General features: G+C 72.7%; 14 protein-coding genes. 11 read left to right on the top strand and 3 right to left on the bottom strand.

Features of this window, described 5'->3' with window-relative positions:
* Nucleotides 1-66 precede the first annotated feature (66 nt).
* The 5 genes from ACF06X_RS16455 (at nucleotide 67) to ACF06X_RS16435 (ending at nucleotide 10,784) form a co-directional block, all read left to right on the top strand.
* Nucleotides 67-2,325, top strand: a complete 2,259-nt coding sequence (locus ACF06X_RS16455) for a protein kinase (RefSeq protein ID WP_392287973.1) — start codon at nucleotides 67-69, stop codon at nucleotides 2,323-2,325.
* Between the two features lie 157 nt (nucleotides 2,326-2,482).
* Nucleotides 2,483-5,260 carry a protein kinase gene (locus tag ACF06X_RS16450; RefSeq protein ID WP_392287972.1) on the top strand — a complete coding sequence of 926 codons (2,778 nt, stop codon included), beginning with the start codon at nucleotides 2,483-2,485 and terminating at the stop codon, nucleotides 5,258-5,260.
* Between the two features lie 268 nt (nucleotides 5,261-5,528).
* A complete protein-coding gene (locus tag ACF06X_RS16445; protein ID WP_392287971.1) occupies nucleotides 5,529-7,061 on the top strand; it encodes a serine/threonine-protein kinase in 1,533 nt (510 codons plus the stop codon).
* Nucleotides 7,062-7,214: 153 nt separating this feature from the next.
* Entirely contained in the window at nucleotides 7,215-8,864 is a 1,650-nt protein-coding gene (locus ACF06X_RS16440) for a succinic semialdehyde dehydrogenase (protein WP_392287970.1), read from the top strand.
* Nucleotides 8,865-8,951: 87 nt separating this feature from the next.
* Nucleotides 8,952-10,784 carry a GMC oxidoreductase gene (locus ACF06X_RS16435; RefSeq protein WP_392287969.1) on the top strand — a complete coding sequence of 611 codons (1,833 nt, stop codon included), beginning with the start codon at nucleotides 8,952-8,954 and terminating at the stop codon, nucleotides 10,782-10,784.
* Between the two features lie 742 nt (nucleotides 10,785-11,526).
* On the opposite strand, the gene ACF06X_RS16430 is transcribed toward ACF06X_RS16435, so the two are convergent.
* A complete protein-coding gene (locus ACF06X_RS16430) occupies nucleotides 11,527-11,850 on the bottom strand; it encodes a chorismate mutase (protein WP_392287968.1) in 324 nt (107 codons plus the stop codon).
* Between the two features lie 328 nt (nucleotides 11,851-12,178).
* Here ACF06X_RS16430 and guaA point away from each other — a divergent pair, with 328 nt between their 5' ends.
* From guaA to ACF06X_RS16410, 4 genes are all read left to right on the top strand, one after another.
* Nucleotides 12,179-13,780 carry a glutamine-hydrolyzing GMP synthase gene (gene guaA / locus ACF06X_RS16425; protein WP_392287967.1) on the top strand — a complete coding sequence of 534 codons (1,602 nt, stop codon included), beginning with the start codon at nucleotides 12,179-12,181 and terminating at the stop codon, nucleotides 13,778-13,780.
* Nucleotides 13,781-13,922: 142 nt separating this feature from the next.
* Nucleotides 13,923-14,711: a class II aldolase/adducin family protein gene (locus ACF06X_RS16420; protein WP_392287966.1), complete on the top strand. Its 789-nt coding sequence runs from the start codon at nucleotides 13,923-13,925 to the stop codon at nucleotides 14,709-14,711.
* 155 nt (nucleotides 14,712-14,866) lie between these two features.
* Nucleotides 14,867-16,096 carry a hypothetical protein gene (locus ACF06X_RS16415; protein ID WP_392287965.1) on the top strand — a complete coding sequence of 410 codons (1,230 nt, stop codon included), beginning with the start codon at nucleotides 14,867-14,869 and terminating at the stop codon, nucleotides 16,094-16,096.
* Nucleotides 16,097-16,238: 142 nt separating this feature from the next.
* The gene (locus tag ACF06X_RS16410; RefSeq protein ID WP_392287964.1) at nucleotides 16,239-16,805 is read left to right on the top strand and encodes a DoxX family protein; all 567 of its coding nucleotides are present in this window, start codon (nucleotides 16,239-16,241) and stop codon (nucleotides 16,803-16,805) included.
* Here the strand turns inward: ACF06X_RS16410 and ACF06X_RS16405 are convergent.
* Both ACF06X_RS16405 and ACF06X_RS16400 read right to left on the bottom strand, forming a co-directional pair.
* Nucleotides 16,712-16,975 (bottom strand): hypothetical protein, encoded by a 264-nt coding sequence (locus ACF06X_RS16405; RefSeq protein WP_392287963.1) that lies wholly within the window; start codon nucleotides 16,973-16,975, stop codon nucleotides 16,712-16,714. The genes ACF06X_RS16410 and ACF06X_RS16405 overlap by 94 nt on opposite strands.
* Nucleotides 16,962-18,317, bottom strand: a complete 1,356-nt coding sequence (locus tag ACF06X_RS16400; protein ID WP_392287962.1) for a PspC domain-containing protein — start codon at nucleotides 18,315-18,317, stop codon at nucleotides 16,962-16,964. The genes ACF06X_RS16405 and ACF06X_RS16400 overlap by 14 nt, the downstream gene beginning before the upstream one ends.
* A gap of 168 nt (nucleotides 18,318-18,485) precedes the next feature.
* Between ACF06X_RS16400 and ACF06X_RS16395 the strand changes: the two genes are divergently transcribed.
* Together ACF06X_RS16395 and ACF06X_RS16390 are read left to right on the top strand one after the other, a co-directional pair.
* A complete protein-coding gene (locus tag ACF06X_RS16395; protein WP_392287961.1) occupies nucleotides 18,486-19,754 on the top strand; it encodes a PspC domain-containing protein in 1,269 nt (422 codons plus the stop codon).
* Entirely contained in the window at nucleotides 19,751-20,458 is a 708-nt protein-coding gene (locus tag ACF06X_RS16390; RefSeq protein ID WP_392287960.1) for a LuxR C-terminal-related transcriptional regulator, read from the top strand. Before ACF06X_RS16395 ends, ACF06X_RS16390 begins: the two co-directional genes overlap by 4 nt.
* The last annotated feature ends 13 nt before the right edge of the window (nucleotides 20,459-20,471 follow it).

The raw sequence follows: 20,471 nt of genomic DNA, 5'->3' as shown, positions 1-20,471 counted from the left end.
GGCGGGTTACCGCATCGCGCGGGAAGCGGCAGCGCGGGCGAAGATCAGGGATCGCAGAGGGGACGCATGTCGGAGGCGGAGCAGTCGCGGGACACGGCGCGGGACCCTCGGCGGGACGCCGGCGCGGGTGCCGGAACCGACGGCGACCGAGGTGTGGTTCCAGCGGCCCGTGAGGCGGAGCCGGACGTGGAGTCAGGCCCGAAGACGGACAGGAAGAGTGGCGCGGAAGGTGCCGGCGGCGGCGCCGCCGACCGCACGGTCAAGCCCGATTCCGGGCCTGATTCCGGGCCCTCAGGGTCGGATTCCCGGTCCGGAGCCCCGTCAGGAGCCGATTCCGGTGCCGTTTCCGAGGCCGGGTCCCGGTCCGGGTCCACGGACGGCGGATCCGGGAAGACGCCCGGTGCGAAGGAACCCGAGGACGCGCCGCCCGTGAAGCCGAAGGCGAAGGCCGCGTCGGAGGGGCGTTCCGCGCGGACCGGCGCGGCGCCGACGTCCGAAGGGCGGCTGCTCGCCGGGCGCTACCGCCTCGACGGGGTGCTCGGTCGCGGCGGCATGGGCACCGTGTGGCGCGCGGTCGACGAGACGCTCGGGCGGACCGTCGCCGTCAAGGAGCTGCGCTTCCCCAACAGCATCGACGAGGACGAGAAGCGACGCCTCATCACCCGGACCCTGCGCGAGGCGAAGGCCATCGCCCGGATCCGTAACAACGGCGCCGTCACGGTCTACGACGTCGTCGACGAGGACGACCGGCCGTGGATCGTCATGGAACTCATCGAGGGCAAGTCCCTCGCCGACGCCGTCCGTGAGGACGGCACGCTGACACCCCACCGCGCCGCCGAGGTCGGCCTCGCCATCCTCGACGTGCTGCGCTCGGCGCACCGCGAGGGCATCCTGCACCGCGACGTGAAGCCGTCCAACGTCCTGATCGCCGAGGACGGCCGTGTCGTCCTCACCGACTTCGGCATCGCCCAGGTCGAGGGCGACCCGTCGATCACCTCCACCGGCATGCTCGTCGGCGCGCCCTCGTACATCTCGCCCGAGCGGGCCCGTGGTCACAAGCCCGGCCCGGCCGCCGACATGTGGTCGCTCGGCGGCCTGCTGTACGCGAGCGTCGAGGGCAGCCCGCCGTACGACAAGGGATCGGCGATCGCGACGCTGACCGCCGTGATGACCGAGCCCGTCGACCCGCCGAAGAACGCCGGGCCCCTGCTGGAGAAGGTCATCTACGGCCTGCTCGCCAAGGACCCCGCGCAGCGGCTCGACGACGCCGGCGCGCGGGTGCTGCTCAGGGCCGTGCTCGACGCGCCGCCGCCGGTGATCGAACCGGAGCCGTCGCCGGAGGCCACCCGGGTCGTTCCGCTGCCGCCGCTGCCGGCCACGCCGCCGTTCGCCTCCGTACCGAAGGAGAAGCCGGCCGACGCGGCCGCCGAGCGGCTGCGCGGGGCGCTGAAGTCCGTGCGCAACGCGGCCGCCGCGGTGAAGCCCGAGCAGAAGGCCAAGCCGAGGCCGGAGCCGCTTCAGGGCGCAAACCGGCCGCCGCAGCCGCGGGCCTCGCTCACCGACGTCGTACCCCGCCGCACCCTCGTGATCATCGCCGCGGTCGTGGTCCTGGCCCTGCTCGGCACCATCCTGACCGTCGCCCTCGGCGGCGGGGAGGGGACGGAGAACACGGGCGGGGACAAGGGCGCCGGGGACAAGGTGACCTCGGCCGGCGCCACGGCCGGCAACGGCGACGGCGAGCAGCAGGGGCAGACGCCGAGCGATCCCGGTCAGCAGGGTGGGGAGAAGCCGGGCGGCACGGGCGAGCAGAGCGGCACGCCGTCCTCGAATCCCGGCACCGGCGGTACGGACGCGGGTGGCCCGCAGCTGCCCGCCGGGTACGTCATGGTGAGCAACGACCGGTTCCACTTCTCCATGGCGATGCCGGCGACCTTCAAGCTCAATGCCATCGCGGGCCTGAACTCCGGCGGGATATTCAACGCGAACGGCGGCTTCCCGCGCGTCCAGGTCGACTTCAACAGCAGCCCGAAGGACGACGCGCGCAGCGCCTGGGCCGCCGCCGTGGCGGGGGTGGCCGCGTCCAGCAAGGGGTACAAGACGATCGGCATCAGGAGCGTCCCGTACAAGGGCTATCCGACCGTCGCCGACTGGGAGTTCGAGCGGAACCAGAGCGGCATGCGCGTGCGGATACTCAACCGCGGCTTCAAGGTGGACGCCAAGCGCGGCTACTCCATCATGGTCAGCTGCAAGGCCGACGAGTGGCACGCCGCCGCGTGCAAGACGCTGCGGGACACGGCGTTCGCCACGTTCAGCCCCAAGGACTGACCGGCGCCACGTATCGTGAGAGGTCGCGGACCGTACGCAGCCGAACAGAGCCGTTAACTGCACCGGGCCGGACCGGAATTGACGGTTCTCGTACGCTCCATGGGATCCATGGGGTCCGTGGGAACCCGGAGGACAGCGCGCTCGGTGGGGAGGTGTCGTGGAGGACTACGCGGGAAGGGTGCTCGCCGACCGCTACCGCCTGCCGCTGCCGCCCGCGGACGCGTACGAACTCCTGGAGACGCGCGCCTTCGACACCTACAGCGGCCAGGAAGTCCTCGTCCGTCAGGTGCCGTTGCCCGAGGTGGTCGACGCCGAGGTCGTCGAGGACGACGGTGCCGGATACACGCCGTACCGCGCCCAGGGCCGGGCGACCCGGCGGCCGGCCGACCCCGCGGTGCGCCGGGCCGTCGAGGCCGCGCAGGCGGCCGCCCAGATCCCCGACCATCCCCGCCTCGACCAGGTCTTCGACGTGTTCGCGGAGGCCGGTTCGCTGTGGATAGTGAGTGAGCTGGTGGTGGCCACGCCGCTGGCGGCGCTCCTCGCCGAGCGGCCCCTGACCCCCTACCGCGCCGCCGAGATCGGCTCCGACGTCCTCACCGCCCTGAGGGCGTTGCACGCGCACGGCTGGACCCACCGCAACATCACCGCCCGCACGGTGCTCGTCTGCGACGACGGGCGCGTGGTGCTGACCGGACTCGCGGCCGGCGCGGCGGAGGAGGCCCTGTGCGGGTACGCACCGGTGCCGCTCCAGGAGGAGGGCGAGCGGGGGTACGGCGGCCCCGGCGGCGGCCCCGGCGGCGGATCCGGGGAGGAGGCGCCGACGGGTGCGACGAGCGTGCCCGGAGCGCGCGGACTTACGGAGATCGAGGCGGCGGACGGGCCGGAGGCGACGGACGGGACCGATGCGGCGGAAGCGGCGGACCTTTCCGGAAGGCCGACGTCGACGCCGACTCTGCCTGCCGCGCCTGTGCCCGGGCCCGCGTCGGCCCGGACGCCGACACCCGCCGTCTCCGATGTACGGGCGGCGCGCGCCGGGGCCATCGCCGCCTACCGGGCGGGAGCCCGGGCCGCCGCGCAGATCGGCGAGACCGGGGCCGTCCCGGTCCAGCGCCCCGTGCCCCCGCCCCCGTCACCGGTGCCCGCCCAGGGCCTCGGACCGGAGCCGCAGTGGTGGTCCCAGGCGGTGGACGACGATGACGATGACGACGACCCGGACGAGACCGACCGCACCTCCCCGGACGGCTACCGCCCCGAAGGCGGCAGCCCGCCGCGCGCGCTGCTCACCGGCTCCTGGAGCGACGGTCCGCACGCTTCCCGCGACAGCTCTCCGCCCGTCCCGGCGGGCGGCGGGCAGGTACTCCCCGGCTCGGGCCGCCCCGCCCTCCCGGCCGGCTACACCCCCGCGCCCGCTCCGGCGCCCGTCCCCGTCCCCGTACCCGCCGCCCCCGTACCGTCCTCCGGCCAGGGTGGAAGGGGCGGCTGGGGCGAGCCGGCCGAGGGGAGCGGCGGCCCCGCGCACGTCTACCGGGGTCCGGCCACCCGACTCGCCGGTGAGCGCGCCCGGCAGGCCCGGATCGCCGTCGTCGGCGCCGTCACCGAGCGCTGGGCGCCCGAACAGGCCGGACCGGTCCACGAGAACTGGCGGCTCGCTCCGCCCATCGGCCCCGCCACGGACCTCTGGGCGCTCGGCGCGCTCCTCTACCGGGCCGTTCAGGGCCACGCCCCCTACCCCGAGGACAACGCCGCCGAACTGGTCCAGCTCGTCTGCGCCGAGCCACCCGCCTTCGCGGAGGAGTGCGGCCCGCTGCGCCCGGTCGTCGAATCGCTGCTCCGCCAGGACCCCACCGAGCGCCCCGACTTCGAGGAGCTGCGCGGCTGGTTGCGCTCCCTCGTCCGCTCCGCGCCGGAGCCCGAGGCCGGCCTCGGGGTCGTCCCCCTGCCCCCCATGGACGCGACACGGCTGCCCGTGGTGCGCCGGCGCGGCGAGTTGGTGCGCAGGCGCCGCGGGTCGGCGGCCGGTGGCCGCCACCGCCACAAGAAGGGCAGGGAGCCCCGCACGCCCCGCCACCACGACGTACGGCACGACGAGCGCCGCGGCGTACGCGAGGAGTCCCGGCACGAGCGGCCCCAGGAGCGGTTCCACGAGGAGCTTCCGCAGCGCGCCCCGCGCCCGCCCCGGGCGCCGCGACCGTCCCGCGACGGACGGCTGCCCCGGTCCCCGCGTTCCCTGGGACGGACGCTCCTGCTCCTGATCCTCCTCCTGCTCGGCGGCGCCATCGCGTACGCCGTGATGTTCATGCCCAAGGAGGCCGCCGAGGGCCAAGGCCCAGCCAAGCGCCCCGCGAACGTGCCCACAGGACAGTCCGCCCCGCCCGCCGGGCCGAGCTCCAAGCCGAGCTCCACGCCCAGCGCCGAGCCCGGCTCCCGGCCGAGTTCCGGCCGGACGACTCCGCCCGCCACCGAACCCAGCACGCCCGCGCTCGCCGCCGGATACACCCTGCGCAAGGACCCGGAGGGCTTCCAGGTGGGTGTCGCCGACGGATGGCGGCGCAGTCCCGTCAACGACGCGGGCCAAGTGCGCTACACCGGAGGCGATTTCATCCTGATCGTCGTCCCCGGCCGCGACACGGTGCAGGCCAACGGCTCGGATCCGATGGCGTATCAGCGGACCAAGGAGCGCGAGCTCCAGCCCTGGCGGGACTCGTCCTGGTCCAGCGCCTCCGGGCTGCGCCGGATCGACGTCGGTCAGCAGGCCATGGCGGTGGGGCAGTTCACCTGGCAGGACAGCACGGGCCGTGAGGTGTTCGTCCGCAATCTGGCCCTGATCGACGGCGGCCGCTACCACGTCGTCCAGGTCATCGGGCCGGAGAGCGAGCGGGACAAGGTGTCCGAGATCTACGACCAGGCCGTGAAGGCCTACCGCCCGACCCGCTGAGCCCCGGTCAGGGGGCAGGCATATGTGGCCGAAAGACGTCGGTCCACCTCGCCCTGGTCACAGTGGCGTTCCTATGCCAGCCCCGAGGTTCCGTCCCCCGTATCCCCCTCCGTAACCTGGCATCCGAAGGAACGGGCGGGGGCAAGTGGAACAGTCTCAGAACACAGGTGCGGAGTCCGGCGGCGGCAGAGGGACCGGGGCGGAAACCGGGGAGGGTCTCCTGCTCGCCGGACGCTACCGGCTGGCCGAAAGCATAGGTCGCGGTGGCATGGGCAAGGTCTGGCGCGCCCATGACGAAGTCCTGCACCGGGTGGTGGCGGTCAAGGAACTGACGGCGGGTCGGTTCGCGGCGGAGGCCGACCGGCTTGTCCTCCACGCGCGGACGCAGAAGGAGGCCCGGGCCGCGGCGCGGATCACCCACCCGGGCGTGGTCACGGTGCACGACGTGCTGGAGCACGACGACCGGCCGTGGATCGTGATGCAGTACGTCGACGGCCCCTCGCTCGCGGACGCCGCCAAGGAGGCCGGCACGATCGAGGCCCGTGAGGCGGCCAGGATCGGACTGCACGTCCTCGGCGCCCTGCGCGCCGCGCACGCGGCCGGCGTGCTGCACCGGGACGTCAAGCCCGGCAACGTCCTGCTGGCCAGGGACGGCAGGGTCCTGCTCACCGACTTCGGGATCGCGGCGATCGAGGGCGACTCCACCATTACGCGTACCGGTGAACTGGTCGGCTCCATCGACTATCTGGCGCCCGAGCGGGTACGGGGCGGGGACCCCGGACCGGCCTCCGACCTCTGGTCGCTCGGCGCGACGCTGTACACGGCGGTGGAGGGCGTCTCGCCGTTCCGCAGAAGCTCGCCGATCAGCACCATGCAGGCCGTCGTCGACGAGGAGCCGCCGCATCCGGGGAAGGCCGGCGCGCTGGCCTCCGTCATCGTCGCGCTGCTCCGCAAGGATCCGGCCGACCGGCCGCGCGCGGACGAGGCCGAGCGCATGCTGCTCGACGCCATGGAGGGCCGCGACCCGGTCGCGGCGCAGGCGTACGTACCGACGCGGCGGGTGGGGCGGGAGGAGCTGACCTCCGCCGGTCTCCGGCAGTCGACAGCGCGGCAGCCCGCGCCCGCCGCCCCACCGGTCACCGCCCCACCGGTCACCGCCCCGCCGCTGCCCCCGGCCCCGGTGCGGAGCCGCGGCCGGTGGCGTACGGCGGGCATGGCGGTCACGGCGGCCGTGCTCGCCGGCCTGATCGCCGGCGGAGCCGTCTTCGTCGCCATGAACCCCTCCGACGGTGGCGCCAAGGACGGGGCAGCCGGCCACTCCACGGCGACGAAGCCGGCGACGGACGGCGTTCCGGCGGGCTGGCACCGGGTGGAGGACCCGAAGGGCTTCAGCCTGCTGGTGCCCAAGGGCTGGAAGCGGCAGATGGACGGCGACAACATCGACTACACGCCGGACAACGGCCGCCACCGCATCCGGATCAGCATCGACCCGACGCCCGACTTCGAGAACCCGTACATGCACGCGCTGGACCTCGAGAAGACCCTGAAGAAACGGCTCAAGTACCAGCGGGTCCTGCTGCACCAGAACACCTACCGTGACCAGGTCCGCTCGGCGCGGTGGGAGTTCACCTGGCACGAGAGGCAGAGCTTCCCGGGCCCGAGGCACGCGATCGACCAGATGTACTTCGGGGACGACGGCACCGAGTACGCCCTGTACATGTCCTCCCCGGAGGCGAGCTGGGAGACCACCCGGGAGCAGTTCGACATCGTTCTCCAGCACTGGCGGGCGCCGGGCGACTGACCCGCCGAAAATCCCGGAATCGTACTCCTGGCCGACCGTAAGTCGCTGATCAGGGCTTATGCGCCAGTGATCGCTGGCGCGATTGTGCGCACCCGGTGAAAACGCATTACCGACGGGTACCCAAAGAGCGGAATGCCGCCTACTCTCCCCCTCATGACGGACTCGCAGGCCTCCACCGCCACGGCCACGGCCACCCACGCTGCCCCCACCTCCGGCAAGGGGACGAACCCGCTCGCGCCCTCACCGGCCGGCGCCCGTACCGCAGCCGACGTGGTCACTCCCGAGGTGGTCGCGCAGCTCACCCGCGGTGTCGTCGGCTCCGGCCGGACCGCCAACCACACCCCCTTCACCGGGGAGAAGCTGGCCGACCTGCCCGAGTCCACCCCCGAGGACGTCGCCGAGGCCTTCGCCCTCGCCCGCGCCGCCCAGGTCGCCTGGGCAGCGACCCCCGTCAAGGCCCGCGCCGCCGTCCTCCTCCGCTTCCACGACCTGGTCCTCGAACGGCAGGCGGAGGTGCTCGACCTCATCCAGCTGGAGACCGGCAAGGCCCGGCTCCACGCGCACGAGGAGGTCCAGGCGGTCGCCGTCGCCGCCCGCCACTACGGCCGCAAGGCCCCCTCCTACCTGCGCCCCAAGCGCCACACCGGCGTCGTACCGACCCTCACCAAGGTCACCGAGCTGCGCCAGCCGCGCGGTGTCGTCGGCCAGATCGCGCCCTGGAACTACCCTCTGGAGCTGTCGGTCGGCGACGCGCTCCCTGCCTTCGTCGCCGGCAACGCCGTCGTGATGAAGCCGGACACCGAGACCGCCCTCACCGCCCTCTGGGCCCGTGACCTGCTCATCGAGGCCGGCCTCCCGGCCGGCGTCTTCCAGGTCGTCCTCGGCGAAGGGCCGGTCGTCGGCCCCGAGGTCGTCAAGCACGCCGACTACGTCTCCTTCACCGGCTCCACCCGCACCGGACGCCAGGTCGCCCAGGGCGCGGCCGCCCGGCTCGTCGGCGTGAGCCTCGAACTCGGCGGCAAGAACGCCATGCTGGTCCTGGAGGACGCCGACGTCGAGAAGGCGGCCGCCGGCGCCGTCCGCGCCTGCTTCTCCTCCGCCGGACAGCTCTGCATCTCCATCGAGCGGCTGTACGTCCACGCGTCGGTCGCCGACGACTTCGTCGCCCGGTTCGCCGCCCGTACGAAGGCGATGCGCCTCGGCAACTCCCTCTCCTACGGCGCCGACATGGGCTCCCTCGTCGGCGAGCGGCAGCTGGAGACCGTCACCCGGCACGTCGAGGAGGCCGTCGCCAAGGGCGCCAGGCTCGTCGCGGGCGGCGTCGCCCGCCCCGACATCGGCCCGCTCTTCTACGAGCCGACCATCCTCGACGGCGTCGAGGCCCCGATGTCCGTCTGCACCGAGGAGACCTTCGGCCCGGTCGTCTCCATCTACCGCTTCACGGACGAGGACGAGGTCGTCGAGCTGGCCAACGCCACCCCGTACGGCCTCAACTCCTCCGTCTGGACGAAGGACTCGCGGCGCGGCCACGCCATCGCCGCCCGGCTGCGCACCGGCACGGTCAACATCAACGAGGGGTACGCCCCGGCGTACGGCAGCGTGCAGGCGCCGATGGGCGGCATGAAGGACTCCGGCCTCGGCCGGCGCCACGGCTCCGAGGGCATCCTCAAGTACACCGAGGCCCAGACCGTCGCCCAGCAGCGGCTGATGCCGCTCGCTCCTTCCTTCGGGATGGACGACGAGAAGTACGCCGCGTTCATGAGCGTGTCCCTGAAGGCGATGAAGGCCCTGCGCCTGCGCTGACACCCCGTCCGCATCCACCCGTTTGCATACGTTCCGCACGTTTACATACGTTCCGTACGTTCCGCACTTTTCCGTACGAGGAGAGCCATGGCCGCGGTACCCCCTGCCCAAAATCAGGAAGACGACGGTGCGTACGACTACGACGTCATCGTCGTCGGCTCCGGCTTCGGCGGCTCGGTCACCGCCCTGCGCCTGACCGAGAAGGGCTACCGGGTCGGCGTCCTGGAGGCCGGCCGCCGCTTCACCCGCGGCGAACTGCCCAAGAACTCCTGGGACCTGAAGAACTTCCTCTGGGCCCCCGCCCTCGGTCTCTACGGCATCCAGCGCATCCACCTGCTGGGCAACGTGATGGTGCTCGCGGGCGCCGGGGTCGGCGGCGGATCCCTCAACTACGCCAACACCCTCTACGTACCGCTCGAGCCGTTCTTCGACGACCCGCAGTGGAGGGACATCACGGACTGGCGGGAGGAGCTGGCGCCCTACTACGACCAGGCCAAGCGGATGCTGGGCGTCCGCCTCAACCCGACGATGACCCCCTCGGACGTCCACCTGAAGGCGACCGCGCAGGCCATGGGCATCGGCGACACCTTCCACATGGCGCCGGTCGGCGTCTTCTTCGGGGACGGGGCGGACGCCGAGGGGGCCGTGAAGGCGAAGCCGGGCACGGAGGTCGCCGACCCGTACTTCGGCGGCGTCGGCCCGTCCCGCACGGCGTGCACCGAGTGCGGCGAGTGCATGACGGGCTGCCGCCACGGCGCGAAGAACACCCTGAACGAGAACTACCTCTACCTCGCCGAGAAGGCCGGCGCCGTCGTCCACCCCATGACCTCGGTCGTCGCCCTCACCGAGGACTCGCGGGGCGGGTTCGCGGTCAAGACGCTCCCCACGGACAACCGGAAGAAGGGCAAGGGGAGGACGTTCACCGCCCGGCGGGTCGTCGTCGCGGCCGGTACGTACGGCACGCAGACGCTGCTGCACCGGATGAAGGACACCGGTCTGCTGCCCCGGATCTCCGCCCGCCTCGGGGAGCTGACCCGTACGAACTCCGAGGCGCTGGTGGGCTCGCAGACCACCGACCGGCGCTACCGCAAGAAGCACGGCGCCGCCAAGGTCGACTTCACGCGCGGGGTCGCGATCACCTCCTCGATCCACCCGGACGAGAACACCCACATCGAACCGGTCCGGTACGGCAAGGGCTCCAACGCCATGGGCGGCATGACCATCCTCCAGGTGCCCTACGGCGCGCACCGGGTACGGAACTGGCTCCTCCACATGGCCCGGCACCCCGCCCTCGCGGTCCGCTCGCTCTCCAACCGCCGCTGGTCGGAGCGGACCATCATCGGTCTGGTCATGCAATCTCTGGACAACTCCCTGACGACCTTCCGCAAGCCCGGCGGCATCGGAAAGGGCCTGCTCACCGCCCGCCAGGGCCACGGCGCGCCCAACCCGAACCAGATCCCCGAGGCGACCCGGGCCGCGTCCCTGCTCGCCGAGGAGATCAACGGCTTCGCCGGCTCCAACATCGGCGAGCTGATGGGCACCCCGCTGACCGCGCACTTCCTCGGCGGCTGCCCGATCGGCGCCGACGCAGCGTCCGGTGTCATCGACCCGTACCACCGGCTCTACGGCCACCCGGGCATCTCGGTCGTCGACGGGGCGGCCATCTCCGCGAACCTCGGCGTCAACCCCTCGCTGACGATCACGGCCCAGGCGGAGCGGGCGATGTCCTTCTGGCCGAACAAGGGCGAGGAGGACCCGCGGCCGAGGCAGGGAGAGGCGTACGTCCGTCTCGCCGCGGTCGCCCCGAAGGCCCCGACGGTCCCGGCGGACGCCTTCGGCGCGCTGAAGCTGCCGTTCCTGGGGATCCCGGCCGTGCCGCCGAAGGATTCCAAGCCGCTGGAGGGCTCTCAGCCGGCGTAGTCGGCGCAGCCGTGGCAGCCGTTGTAGCCGCGCCGCTCCGGACGGCGTTCGGAGCGGACGCGTTCCGGATATGGAAGAGGCGCTGCACCCCCCTCCGAGTGCAGCGCCTCTCCAGTCTTCTGGGTGGTGCCGCATAGATGACCTGTGGCCAGGGGGATTGGTTGTAGCCGCCGACAGGATTTGTGGTGTGACGCGCGTCACTCCCGCGCGTGGGGGAGTGTCCGGGCAGGGCAAGGGCCCCGCTGCGCGATTCCGGTCGCGGCGGGGCCCTTGCGGTTCGGCACCGGTGTCAGGGCAGCGGCGGTGCCGAGCGGGAGCGGCGCCGGGGGGGTGAGCGCCGCGTGGGGTGGTGTGTGGGACGGGGAGGTGTGGGGTTGTCGCGCATCGCGCGACTCGTGCGGGACGGGTGCCGGCGCATCCGTCTGGACCGGTTGCGGTCGGCCCCGGGCGTCCCCGGGGGCCGACCGCCCTTTATCGGTGACCGGGCTGCTGTCCCCTGCCGTCCGGTCACACGCGCTGGGGCGAGGTCCCACGACGTACTTGCGGTACGTCACACGCCCCAGCGAAGCCACGCGTGGTTTTTTCGGGCCCGCCCCTGGCTGGCACGGACACCACGACCAACGAAGGGGTACGGGAGCCGGTCACGCGCCGTACGGGTGAGACCGGGCCCGAACTCAGATCCGTCGCGTCCCCCCGGCGGCCGCGGGTCGAGCCGACTGCCGGTGCCCGGCGCCCCCGCAGGTCAGACGCGGCCCCGGCACAGCTCCAGGACGGTCATCGCGAGCGAGGTGCCCGGCTTGCCCAGCGCGTCCCGGTAGTGGCCCAGGACCTCCATCTCGCGCGCGAGGTTCACCCGGCGGCCGCCCGAGCCGATCCGGGCCTCCTGGATCACGGCCGAGACGGCCATCCGTTCCTGGATCAGGCCGATGATCCGGTCGTCGAGGGCGTCGATCCGCTCCCGGGCGTCGCCGATGAGCGCGGCGGCCTCGTCGGTGCGGGCGCCGGTCTTCTCAGCGGTGTTCGCGGTCGGCGTGGTCGGCGTAGTGGGCGTGGTCGTGGTGGTCATCGTGGGGTTCCTTCGGCTGTCGGGGTCGGCTGCCCCGGAGCGACACGGCCCGGAAACCACGAAGCGCCCCGGGCCTTGTCGGCCCGGGGCGCCTGGGAAGTCGCTTGTCAGTTGCTCAAGCAGCACGACCATGGCAGCCGGACGGGCCGGTGCCATAGGTAAAGACGAAGGTCGAGAGCTTGCGCATGGCGACAGTATGGACTCCCGCCCGGGCGGCCGGCCACACCCGGTTCGGATGGTGAGACGAAAAGCGACACGGGCGCGCCGGTAGAATCGACAAATAGCCCCCCTCTCGGGGGACCCTCCCTACCGCCGGAAGGCCGCCGTAGTGTCATCAGCGACTCCCGCTGCCGCGCCCGACGTCTCCAACCCGGACGTAGTCCTCGTTGTCGACTTCGGCGCCCAGTACGCCCAGCTCATCGCCCGCCGTGTCCGTGAGGCCCGGGTCTACAGCGAGATCGTCCCGTCCACCATGCCGGTGGCCGAGATGCTGGCCAAGAACCCCAAGGCGATCATCCTCTCCGGCGGTCCGTCCTCCGTGTACGCGGAGGGCGCCCCGCGCCTCGACCGCGCCATCTTCGAGGCCGGTGTCCCCGTCTTCGGCATGTGCTACGGCTTCCAGCTGATGGCGACCACCCTCGGTGGCACCGTCGACAACACGGGCGCCCGCGAGTACGGCCGTACCCCGCTGTACGTCTCCAAGAGCGGTTCGACCCTCTTCGAGGGCACGCCGAGCGAGCAGTCCGTGTGGATGTCGCACGGCGACGCCTGCTCCGCCGCTCCCGAGGGCTTCGCCGTCACCGCGTCCACGGACGTCGTGCCGGTCGCCGCCTTCGAGAACGACGAGAAGAAGCTGTACGGCGTCCAGTACCACCCCGAGGTGCTGCACTCCACGCACGGCCAGCAGATCCTGGAGCACTTCCTCTACCGCGGCGCCGGCATCCAGCCGAACTGGACCACCGGCAACGTCATCGAGGAGCAGGTCGCGGCCATCCGCGAGCAGGTCGGCACCAAGCGCGCCATCTGCGGTCTCTCCGGCGGCGTCGACTCCGCCGTGGCCGCCGCCCTCGTGCAGAAGGCCATCGGCTCGCAGCTCACCTGCGTGTACGTCGACCACGGTCTGATGCGCAAGGACGAGACCGAGCAGGTCGAGAAGGACTTCGTCGCCGCCACCGGCGTCCAGCTGAAGGTCGTCGACGCGCAGGAGCGGTTCCTCACCGCGCTCGCCGGGGTCTCCGACCCCGAGGAGAAGCGGAAGATCATCGGCCGCGAGTTCATCCGCGTCTTCGAGCAGGCCCAGGCCGAGATCGTCGCCGAGTCGGCGGGCGCCGGCGAGGACGTCGCCTTCCTCGTCCAGGGCACGCTCTACCCGGACATCGTCGAGTCCGGCGGCGGCACCGGCACCGCGAACATCAAGTCCCACCACAACGTGGGCGGGCTCCCCGAGGACCTGGAGTTCGAGCTCGTCGAGCCGCTGCGCCAGCTGTTCAAGGACGAGGTCCGCATGGTCGGCCAGGAGCTCGGCCTGCCGGACGAGATCGTCCAGCGCCAGCCCTTCCCCGGCCCCGGCCTCGGCATCCGTATCGTCGGCGAGGTCACCAAGGAGCGCCTGGACCTGCTGCGCGAGGCCGACGCCATCGCCCGCGAGGAGCTGACGGCCGCCGGTCTCGACCGGGACATCTGGCAGTGCCCGGTCGTCCTGCTCGCCGACGTGCGCTCCGTGGGCGTCCAGGGCGACGGCCGCACCTACGGCCACCCGATCGTCCTGCGCCCCGTCTCCTCCGAGGACGCGATGACGGCGGACTGGACGCGGATGCCGTACGACGTGCTGGCGAAGATCTCGACCCGGATCACCAACGAGGTCGCCGACGTGAACCGCGTGGTGCTCGACGTGACGAGCAAGCCGCCGGGCACCATCGAGTGGGAGTGACCCCTCCTGCCGTACGACGGTGAGACCGCCGCCCCCACCATCCGGGGGCGGCGGTTTCGTCTGTTCCGTCGTTCCGCGGTTCCGTCGTTCCGCCGTGTGATCTCTCTGGTCAGTTGCGCGGCCCGGAGCTACCTTCCCGCGCATGAGCGAGATACCTGCCCCCGTGCCCGCGGACCGGCTGCGCGTGGCGATGCCTCCCGTCCACGAGACCGTCGAGGACGAGCGGACGTACCGCAAGCGGAGACTCGCGGGCGCGCTCAGGATCTTCGGACGGTTCGGTTACGAGGAGGGCGTCTCCGGTCATGTCACCGCCCGGGACCCCGCGTACGCGGACTGTTTCTGGGTGAACCCCTTCGGCGCGCCCTTCGACGAACTGACCGCGGGTGATCTCGTCCTGGTCAACGGGGACGGGCAGGTCGTGCGGGGCGGCGCGCACGTCAACCAGGCGGCCTTCGCCGTCCACGCCGAGGTGCACCGGGCCCGGCCCGACGTCGTCGCCGTCGCGCACACCCACTCCACCTACGGGCGGGCGCTCGCGGCCCTCGGCGAGCTGATCGAGCCGATCACGCAGGAGGCCTGCGGTTTCTACCAGGACCACGCGCTCTACGACGCGTACACCGGGGTCGCGGTCGACCGGGAGGAGGCGCGCCGGATCGCCGCCGCCCTCGGCCCGTACAAGGCGGTCGTGCTGCGCAACCACGGGCTGCTGACCGTCGGGGACTCGGTCGACGCGGCGGCCTGGTGGTTCATCGCCATGGAACGCTGCGCCCAGGTGCAGCTGACCGCGCGCGCCGCCGGCAAGCCGGTCCCCATCGGCCACCGGGAGGCGGTCGCCACCCGCGAACAGCTCGGCACCGACCTGGCCGCCTGGGTCAACTACCAGCCGTTGTGGCGCCGGATCAGCCGCACGGAACCCGAACTCCTGTCGTAGAACGGCACGTCGAACGGCACTTCAGCTGTCCTTACGTCAATGCGATGAGGGTTCAATCACTCTCGCGCGGGGCGCTCGAAGCATGTGGGGCACGTTTCGATACGGCACAATTCCCGATAATCACCGGCGAGTTGACCGATCGGGAAGTGAGCGCCGTGGCGGTGCAAGAGGCCAGACAGTGCGGTGACCACGCGTGCTGCGCGGGCGGCGGGCGAGCGGGGCACCGGCGCGCCGTCGCCGCCTTCCTCGCCCGACGGGACGAGCTGGCCGCGGGCCGGGGGGTGCCGGCGGCGGTCGCCCACTCCCCGGGCGCCTCACGGCAGTGGGTCTCCGACGAGCTCGCCGAGTCCGCCCGCACCGTCGCCGCGCGCGGCCGTGAGGCCGGCGAGGCCTGGCTCGGGCGCGTCCGGCGCGTCACCTTCGGCGTCGTCGGGGGCGCCGCCCTCGCCCTGCTCCTCGGACAGGCGCTCACGGCGATCGGCACGGGATGGACCGGGGCGCGTACGGCGGCGCTGGCCGCGACCCTCGTCCTCGCCGCCGCGCTGATCGGCGCCGGCCAGGCCCACCGGGCGCGCGGCGGCGTCCTCGCGCCGCTGATCGGGGAGGACAACCGGCTCTCGACCTCCCGTACCGTCGCCGCCTGCTGGCTCCTCTTCGCCGTCTGGACCGTGCTCTTCCTCGCTCTGCGCCTGGTCACCGGCGCCGACCGGATCGGCCTCGGGGCCGCCCGCGGCGCCGGACTGCTGACCGCCTGCGCGCTGACGGTGGCGGTCGCCGTCGCCGTCCGCCGGATCGTGTGGGCGCGGATCGTGGGGCGGCGGCTGCAGAAGATCCGCGCCGATCGACCCCGTGCGGCCGACCTCCTGTGCGACGACAACGGCCGGGCGAGCCTCACCGACCTCCAGTACGTCCTGGTCACCGGCGCCGTCCTCGTCCTCGGCGCCGTGCGGCTCGGGCGTGACCCCGACCGGCTGCCCGCCCTGCCGTGGAGCCTGGTGCTCCTCGTCGCCGTGTCGGCGGCCGGCTATCTCGCCGGGAAGTGGACGGAGGGAGGCCGGCCCACGATCCTCTCCGTCGTCCGGTCCCGCGAGGCGGGCGACCTGGACGCGCCGATCCGAACCGGGGACGACATCGAGATCCGGGGAGCCGGCTTCGTCCCGGCCGGCGCCCAGGGCCCGAACGCCCTGACCCGTCTGGTCGTGCGCGTCGGGCCCGTCCACGCACACGTCCCCCTGGTCCCGGTCCCGGGCGGCTTCGCCAACCCGACGGACGCGACCCTGACCGTGCCGCTCCCGGTGGACGTGGAGCCGGGGCGGGTCGAGGTGTGGGTGGTGACGGCGGCGGGTGTGGAGACCAACCGGGTCACCATCGACGTCGTCGACTGATCCCCGGCCGAGCAACGGCTGAGTCTCGGCCGAGCCACCTGAACTCCCGGCGTGTTCTTCGCGTATCCAGATGCGGGGGGGCCGAGGACAATCGGTTCTGCGGACAGTGGCGTGGAGAGGCAGGCCGGCGATGTCAGGACGCATGCGCGGAACGAACGGGCCCCACGGGGAGCACGGGGCGTACGGGACCGTGGACGGCGGCCGCGGCGGTCCCGGGGGCCTCGGCGGGCCGGGCGGACCCACCGGGTGGAAGGCCACCGCATCGCGGTACGCACTGCTGCCGCTGCGTGTCTTCCTCGGTGTCACCTTCATCTACGCCGGCCTCGACAAGCTCACCGACTCCTCCTTCATGGCCGACACCGGCAGCGGGTCCATCGGCGAGATGATGCGAGGGGTGCGGGACAGCTCGGCCGTCCCCGCCCTCGTCGACCTGGCGCTCAAGAGCCCCACCGGCTTCGGCCACGCCATCGCCATCGCGGAACTCGCCGTCGGCATCGGCACCCTGGTGGGCCTCTACGCCCGGCTCGCGGCGCTCGGCGGCGCGCTGATCTCGCTGAGCCTCTGGCTGACCGTGAGCTGGCAGACCGACCCGTACTACTACGGCAACGACCTCGCCTATCTGATGTCCTGGCTGCCGCTGGTGCTCGCCGGTGCCTCGGTGTTCTCGCTCGACGCGGTCCTCGCCGAACGGCGGCGGCGTATCCGATAGGCGATCCAGGTCGCGAGCGCGGCCGTCCCCAGGCCGCCGCAGAGCACCGGGACGACGCCGTACCACGGCGTCACCCAGGCGTCGGCGGCATCGCCCGCGTAGAGCGCGGCGAGCCCGAGGGCGGTCAGGCCGGCGATCAGCCGGCCCGGACGGAACTCATGAAGCGGCACGGGTGACCTCCACCTGTCCGAGACCGACCTCGAGGGACAGATCCAGCGTCCCGGACGGGACACTGCCCGCCGGAGGCGTGAGCGTACGGGTCTCGTCGCGGTCCGGGGCGATGTCGATGTCACCGGGGCGCTGCTGCGCCAGCCGCAGATCCCCCAGGCCCACCTGGGCCCGCACCTTCACCGTGACGTCCTTCGGGACGACCACTTCGAGCTTTCCGGCGCCGACCTCCACCGCGGCGCCGACCGTCGTCCCCGCCGGGACGGCGAGGCGCGACAGATCGAGCGTGCCGACGCCCGAGCCCAGTTCGTACCGCGGCTGCACGGCGGTGACCGACGCCGGTCGCCAGGTCGTACGGACCCAGTCCGTCGAGATCTCCTTCGGCAGCGCGGCGGACACGGCGAGCAGGCCGGCGGTGACCACGGTCAGGAAGATCGTGCCGAATCCGGTCCGGCCGAGGAAACTGGCGACCACCAGTCCGAGGCCGAACACCGCCAGGGCGGCCACCAGGCCGATCTGCAGGCTCGTGCCGAGCGGATGCGTGTCCCAGGACAGCCCCGTGCCGAGCCCGCCCGCCAGCAACGCGAGCAGGAAGACCAGCCCGCCGATGGAGCGCGGGCCACGCCGGACCGTCGCCGCCGTGGGCCTTGCACCGTCCTCGGGGAGGCTCGTGCCCCACTGGCTGCCCGGGACCGGGATCTCGCCGTTCTCGAGCCTGCCGTCCGGGCCCACCACGCCGTGCGGGCCCCAGAGGTAGCCGACCGCGATCCTGCCGGTCGAGCCGTCCTTGACTATCGGGTCCTTCCACCAGGACGGGAACTCCACCAGCGGCGGGGCCTTCGTCTCCGGCGGCGCCTCGGCGACCGCATGCGCGGTCGCCGCGTCCATCCGGCCCTCGGCGTCACCGCCGACGCCCTGCCGGCGCCGCTGCGACCAGACCGCCGCGCCGCAGACCGCTGTCGACAGCATCATCGCGAACGCGATCGTCCCGCCGCTGTGCAGCATCGACAGGAATATGCCGCAGCCGGTCAGCGCCATGAGCAGGGCCGCGAGCGAGGAACCGTCGACCCGACCGGACAGCAGTCGGCGGCCCTGGTTCTCCTCCTCGCCGTCGAGCGGGATCAGCAGCCACGCGAAGCCGTAGAAGATCAGCCCTATGCCGCTGATCACGGACAGCACACCGATCACGATCCGGAAGATCACCGGATCCAGATCGAAGTGCCGGCCCAGACCGCCGCACACACCCGCCACGACCTTCTGCCGCGGCGAGCGGCGCAGCGCCGTGACGGGCGGGGCCTCCGCCGCCGGCGGGGCCCCGTGGTGCGAAGGCGTCGAACTCGTCATGCCTCCATGGTGACGGCCGGTGACCCTCCGCGGCACCGGGAACGACCCTGGCCCGACCCTGATATTCCGCGGCCGATCCGCACCGGGGAACTCCGGAGACCCACCTCGGGGGCATCTCAGGGGCGGACCCTGATGTGCCCGCACCGGCGAGCGTGTGACGATCGGGACATGCCAGCAGCCGCCCGTGTCGCCGACACCGACGAACCGCCCGTGCGCAAGCTCTACCGGAGCGCCGACGGGCGGTGGCTCGGCGGTGTCGCACGCGGTCTCGCGGGACATCTCGGAGTGCCGGTCGTCTGGGTCCGCGCCCTGTTCGTGGTGCTGCTGCTCGCGGACGGGCTCGGCGCACTGCTGTACGCGGTCTTCTGGATCGTCGTCCCGCTCGGCGTCGGCGGCCGGGCCGCGCCCCGCCCCGTGTTCGAGACGACCCCCGACGGGCGGCGCCGGCTGCGCAAGCCCGACCGGGGGCAGGTCTTCGCACTGATCGCCCTGGGGCTGGGCGCCGCCGTCTTCGTCGGCAACGTCGACTTCGGGAACCAGGCCGACCGCTACGTCTGGCCGACGCTGCTGACCGGCATCGGCGTCGTCCTCGTCTGGCGGCAGGCCGACAACGCCCGCCGGGCCAGCTGGACCGAGACCGGCCGCCGCCGGCGCGTCCTCCAGCTCGCGCGCGGCTTCGCGGGGGTCGCGCTCGTCGGCGTCGGCCTGACCGTCTTCCTGGTGATCCGCGGCTCCGCCGCCCAGCTGGGCACGGCGTTCACGGCCGCCATAGCGGTCCTGACCGGCATCGCCCTGCTCGCAGGACCCTGGCTGGTGCGGATGTCGCAGGATCTCTCCGAGGAGCGGACCATGCGCATCCGCGCCCAGGAGCGCGCCGAGGTCGCCGCCCACGTCCACGACTCCGTCCTGCACACCCTCACCCTGATCCAGCGCAACGCCGACGAGCCGGGCGAGGTGCGCCGCCTCGCCCGCGCCCAGGAGCGGGAGTTGCGGAACTGGCTGTACCGGCCGGAGGGTAACGGCAAGGACGAGGGCGAGGAGCCCGACACCCTCGCCGAGGCGGTGAAGAAGGCCGCCGCCGAGGTCGAGGACAAGCACGGCGTGCCGCTGGAGGTCGTCGTCGTGGGCGACTGCCCGCTCGACGAGAAACTGGTCGCACAGATGCAGGCCGCACGCGAGGCGATGGTCAACGCCGCCAAGTACGGTGGCGAGGGAGGGGCGGTGCAGGTCTACGCCGAGGTCGAGGGCCGCACGGTCTTCGTCTCCGTCCGGGACCGGGGCCCCGGGTTCGACCTCGACGCCGTACCCGACGATCGGATGGGCGTACGAGAATCGATCATCGGCCGGATGCAGCGCAACGGCGGTTCGGCCCGGCTGCGGTCCGTGCCGGACGGAGGCACCGAAGTGGAGCTTGAGATGGAGAGGGCGGACGCATGAGCGACGAGACCGGGACCGGGACGACGGAGGCGCAGACCCCGGAGCGCCGGGTACGGGTCGTGCTCGTCGACGACCACCGGATGTTCCGCACGGGCGTGCGGGCCGAGATCGGCCGGACCGACGTCACCGGCGTCGAGGTGGTCGGCGAGGCCGCCGACGTCGACCAGGCGGTCACGGTCATCACCACCACCCGCCCCGAGGTCGTCCTGCTCGACGTGCACCTCCCTGGCGGCGGCGGCGTCGAGGTGCTGCGCCGCTGCGCGAGCCTGATGGCCGCGCCCGAGAACCCGGTCCGTTTCCTGGCCCTCTCGGTCTCGGACGCGGCGGAGGACGTCATCGGCGTGATCCGCGGCGGCGCCCGCGGCTACGTCACGAAGACGATCACGGGCACCGACCTGGTCGACTCGATCTTCCGCGTCCAGGAGGGCGACGCCGTCTTCTCGCCCCGCCTGGCCGGCTTCGTCCTGGACGCCTTCGCCTCGACCGACGCCCCGCCGGTGGACGAGGACCTGGACCGCCTCACCCAGCGGGAGCGGGAGGTGCTGCGGCTGATCGCCCGTGGATACGCGTACAAGGAGATCGCCAAGCAGCTCTACATCTCGGTGAAGACGGTCGAGTCGCACGTGTCGGCGGTGCTCAGGAAGCTGCAGCTCTCCAACCGGCACGAGCTGACCCGCTGGGCCACCGCCCGCCGCCTGGTCTGACCCTCCCTGCCCC

The organism is Streptomyces sp. NPDC015346, from assembly GCF_043078785.1.
Taxonomy (GTDB): domain Bacteria; phylum Actinomycetota; class Actinomycetes; order Streptomycetales; family Streptomycetaceae; genus Streptomyces.
Note: the sequence above shows the minus strand (reverse complement) of the source record. Positions and strands in the feature narration are given on the sequence as shown.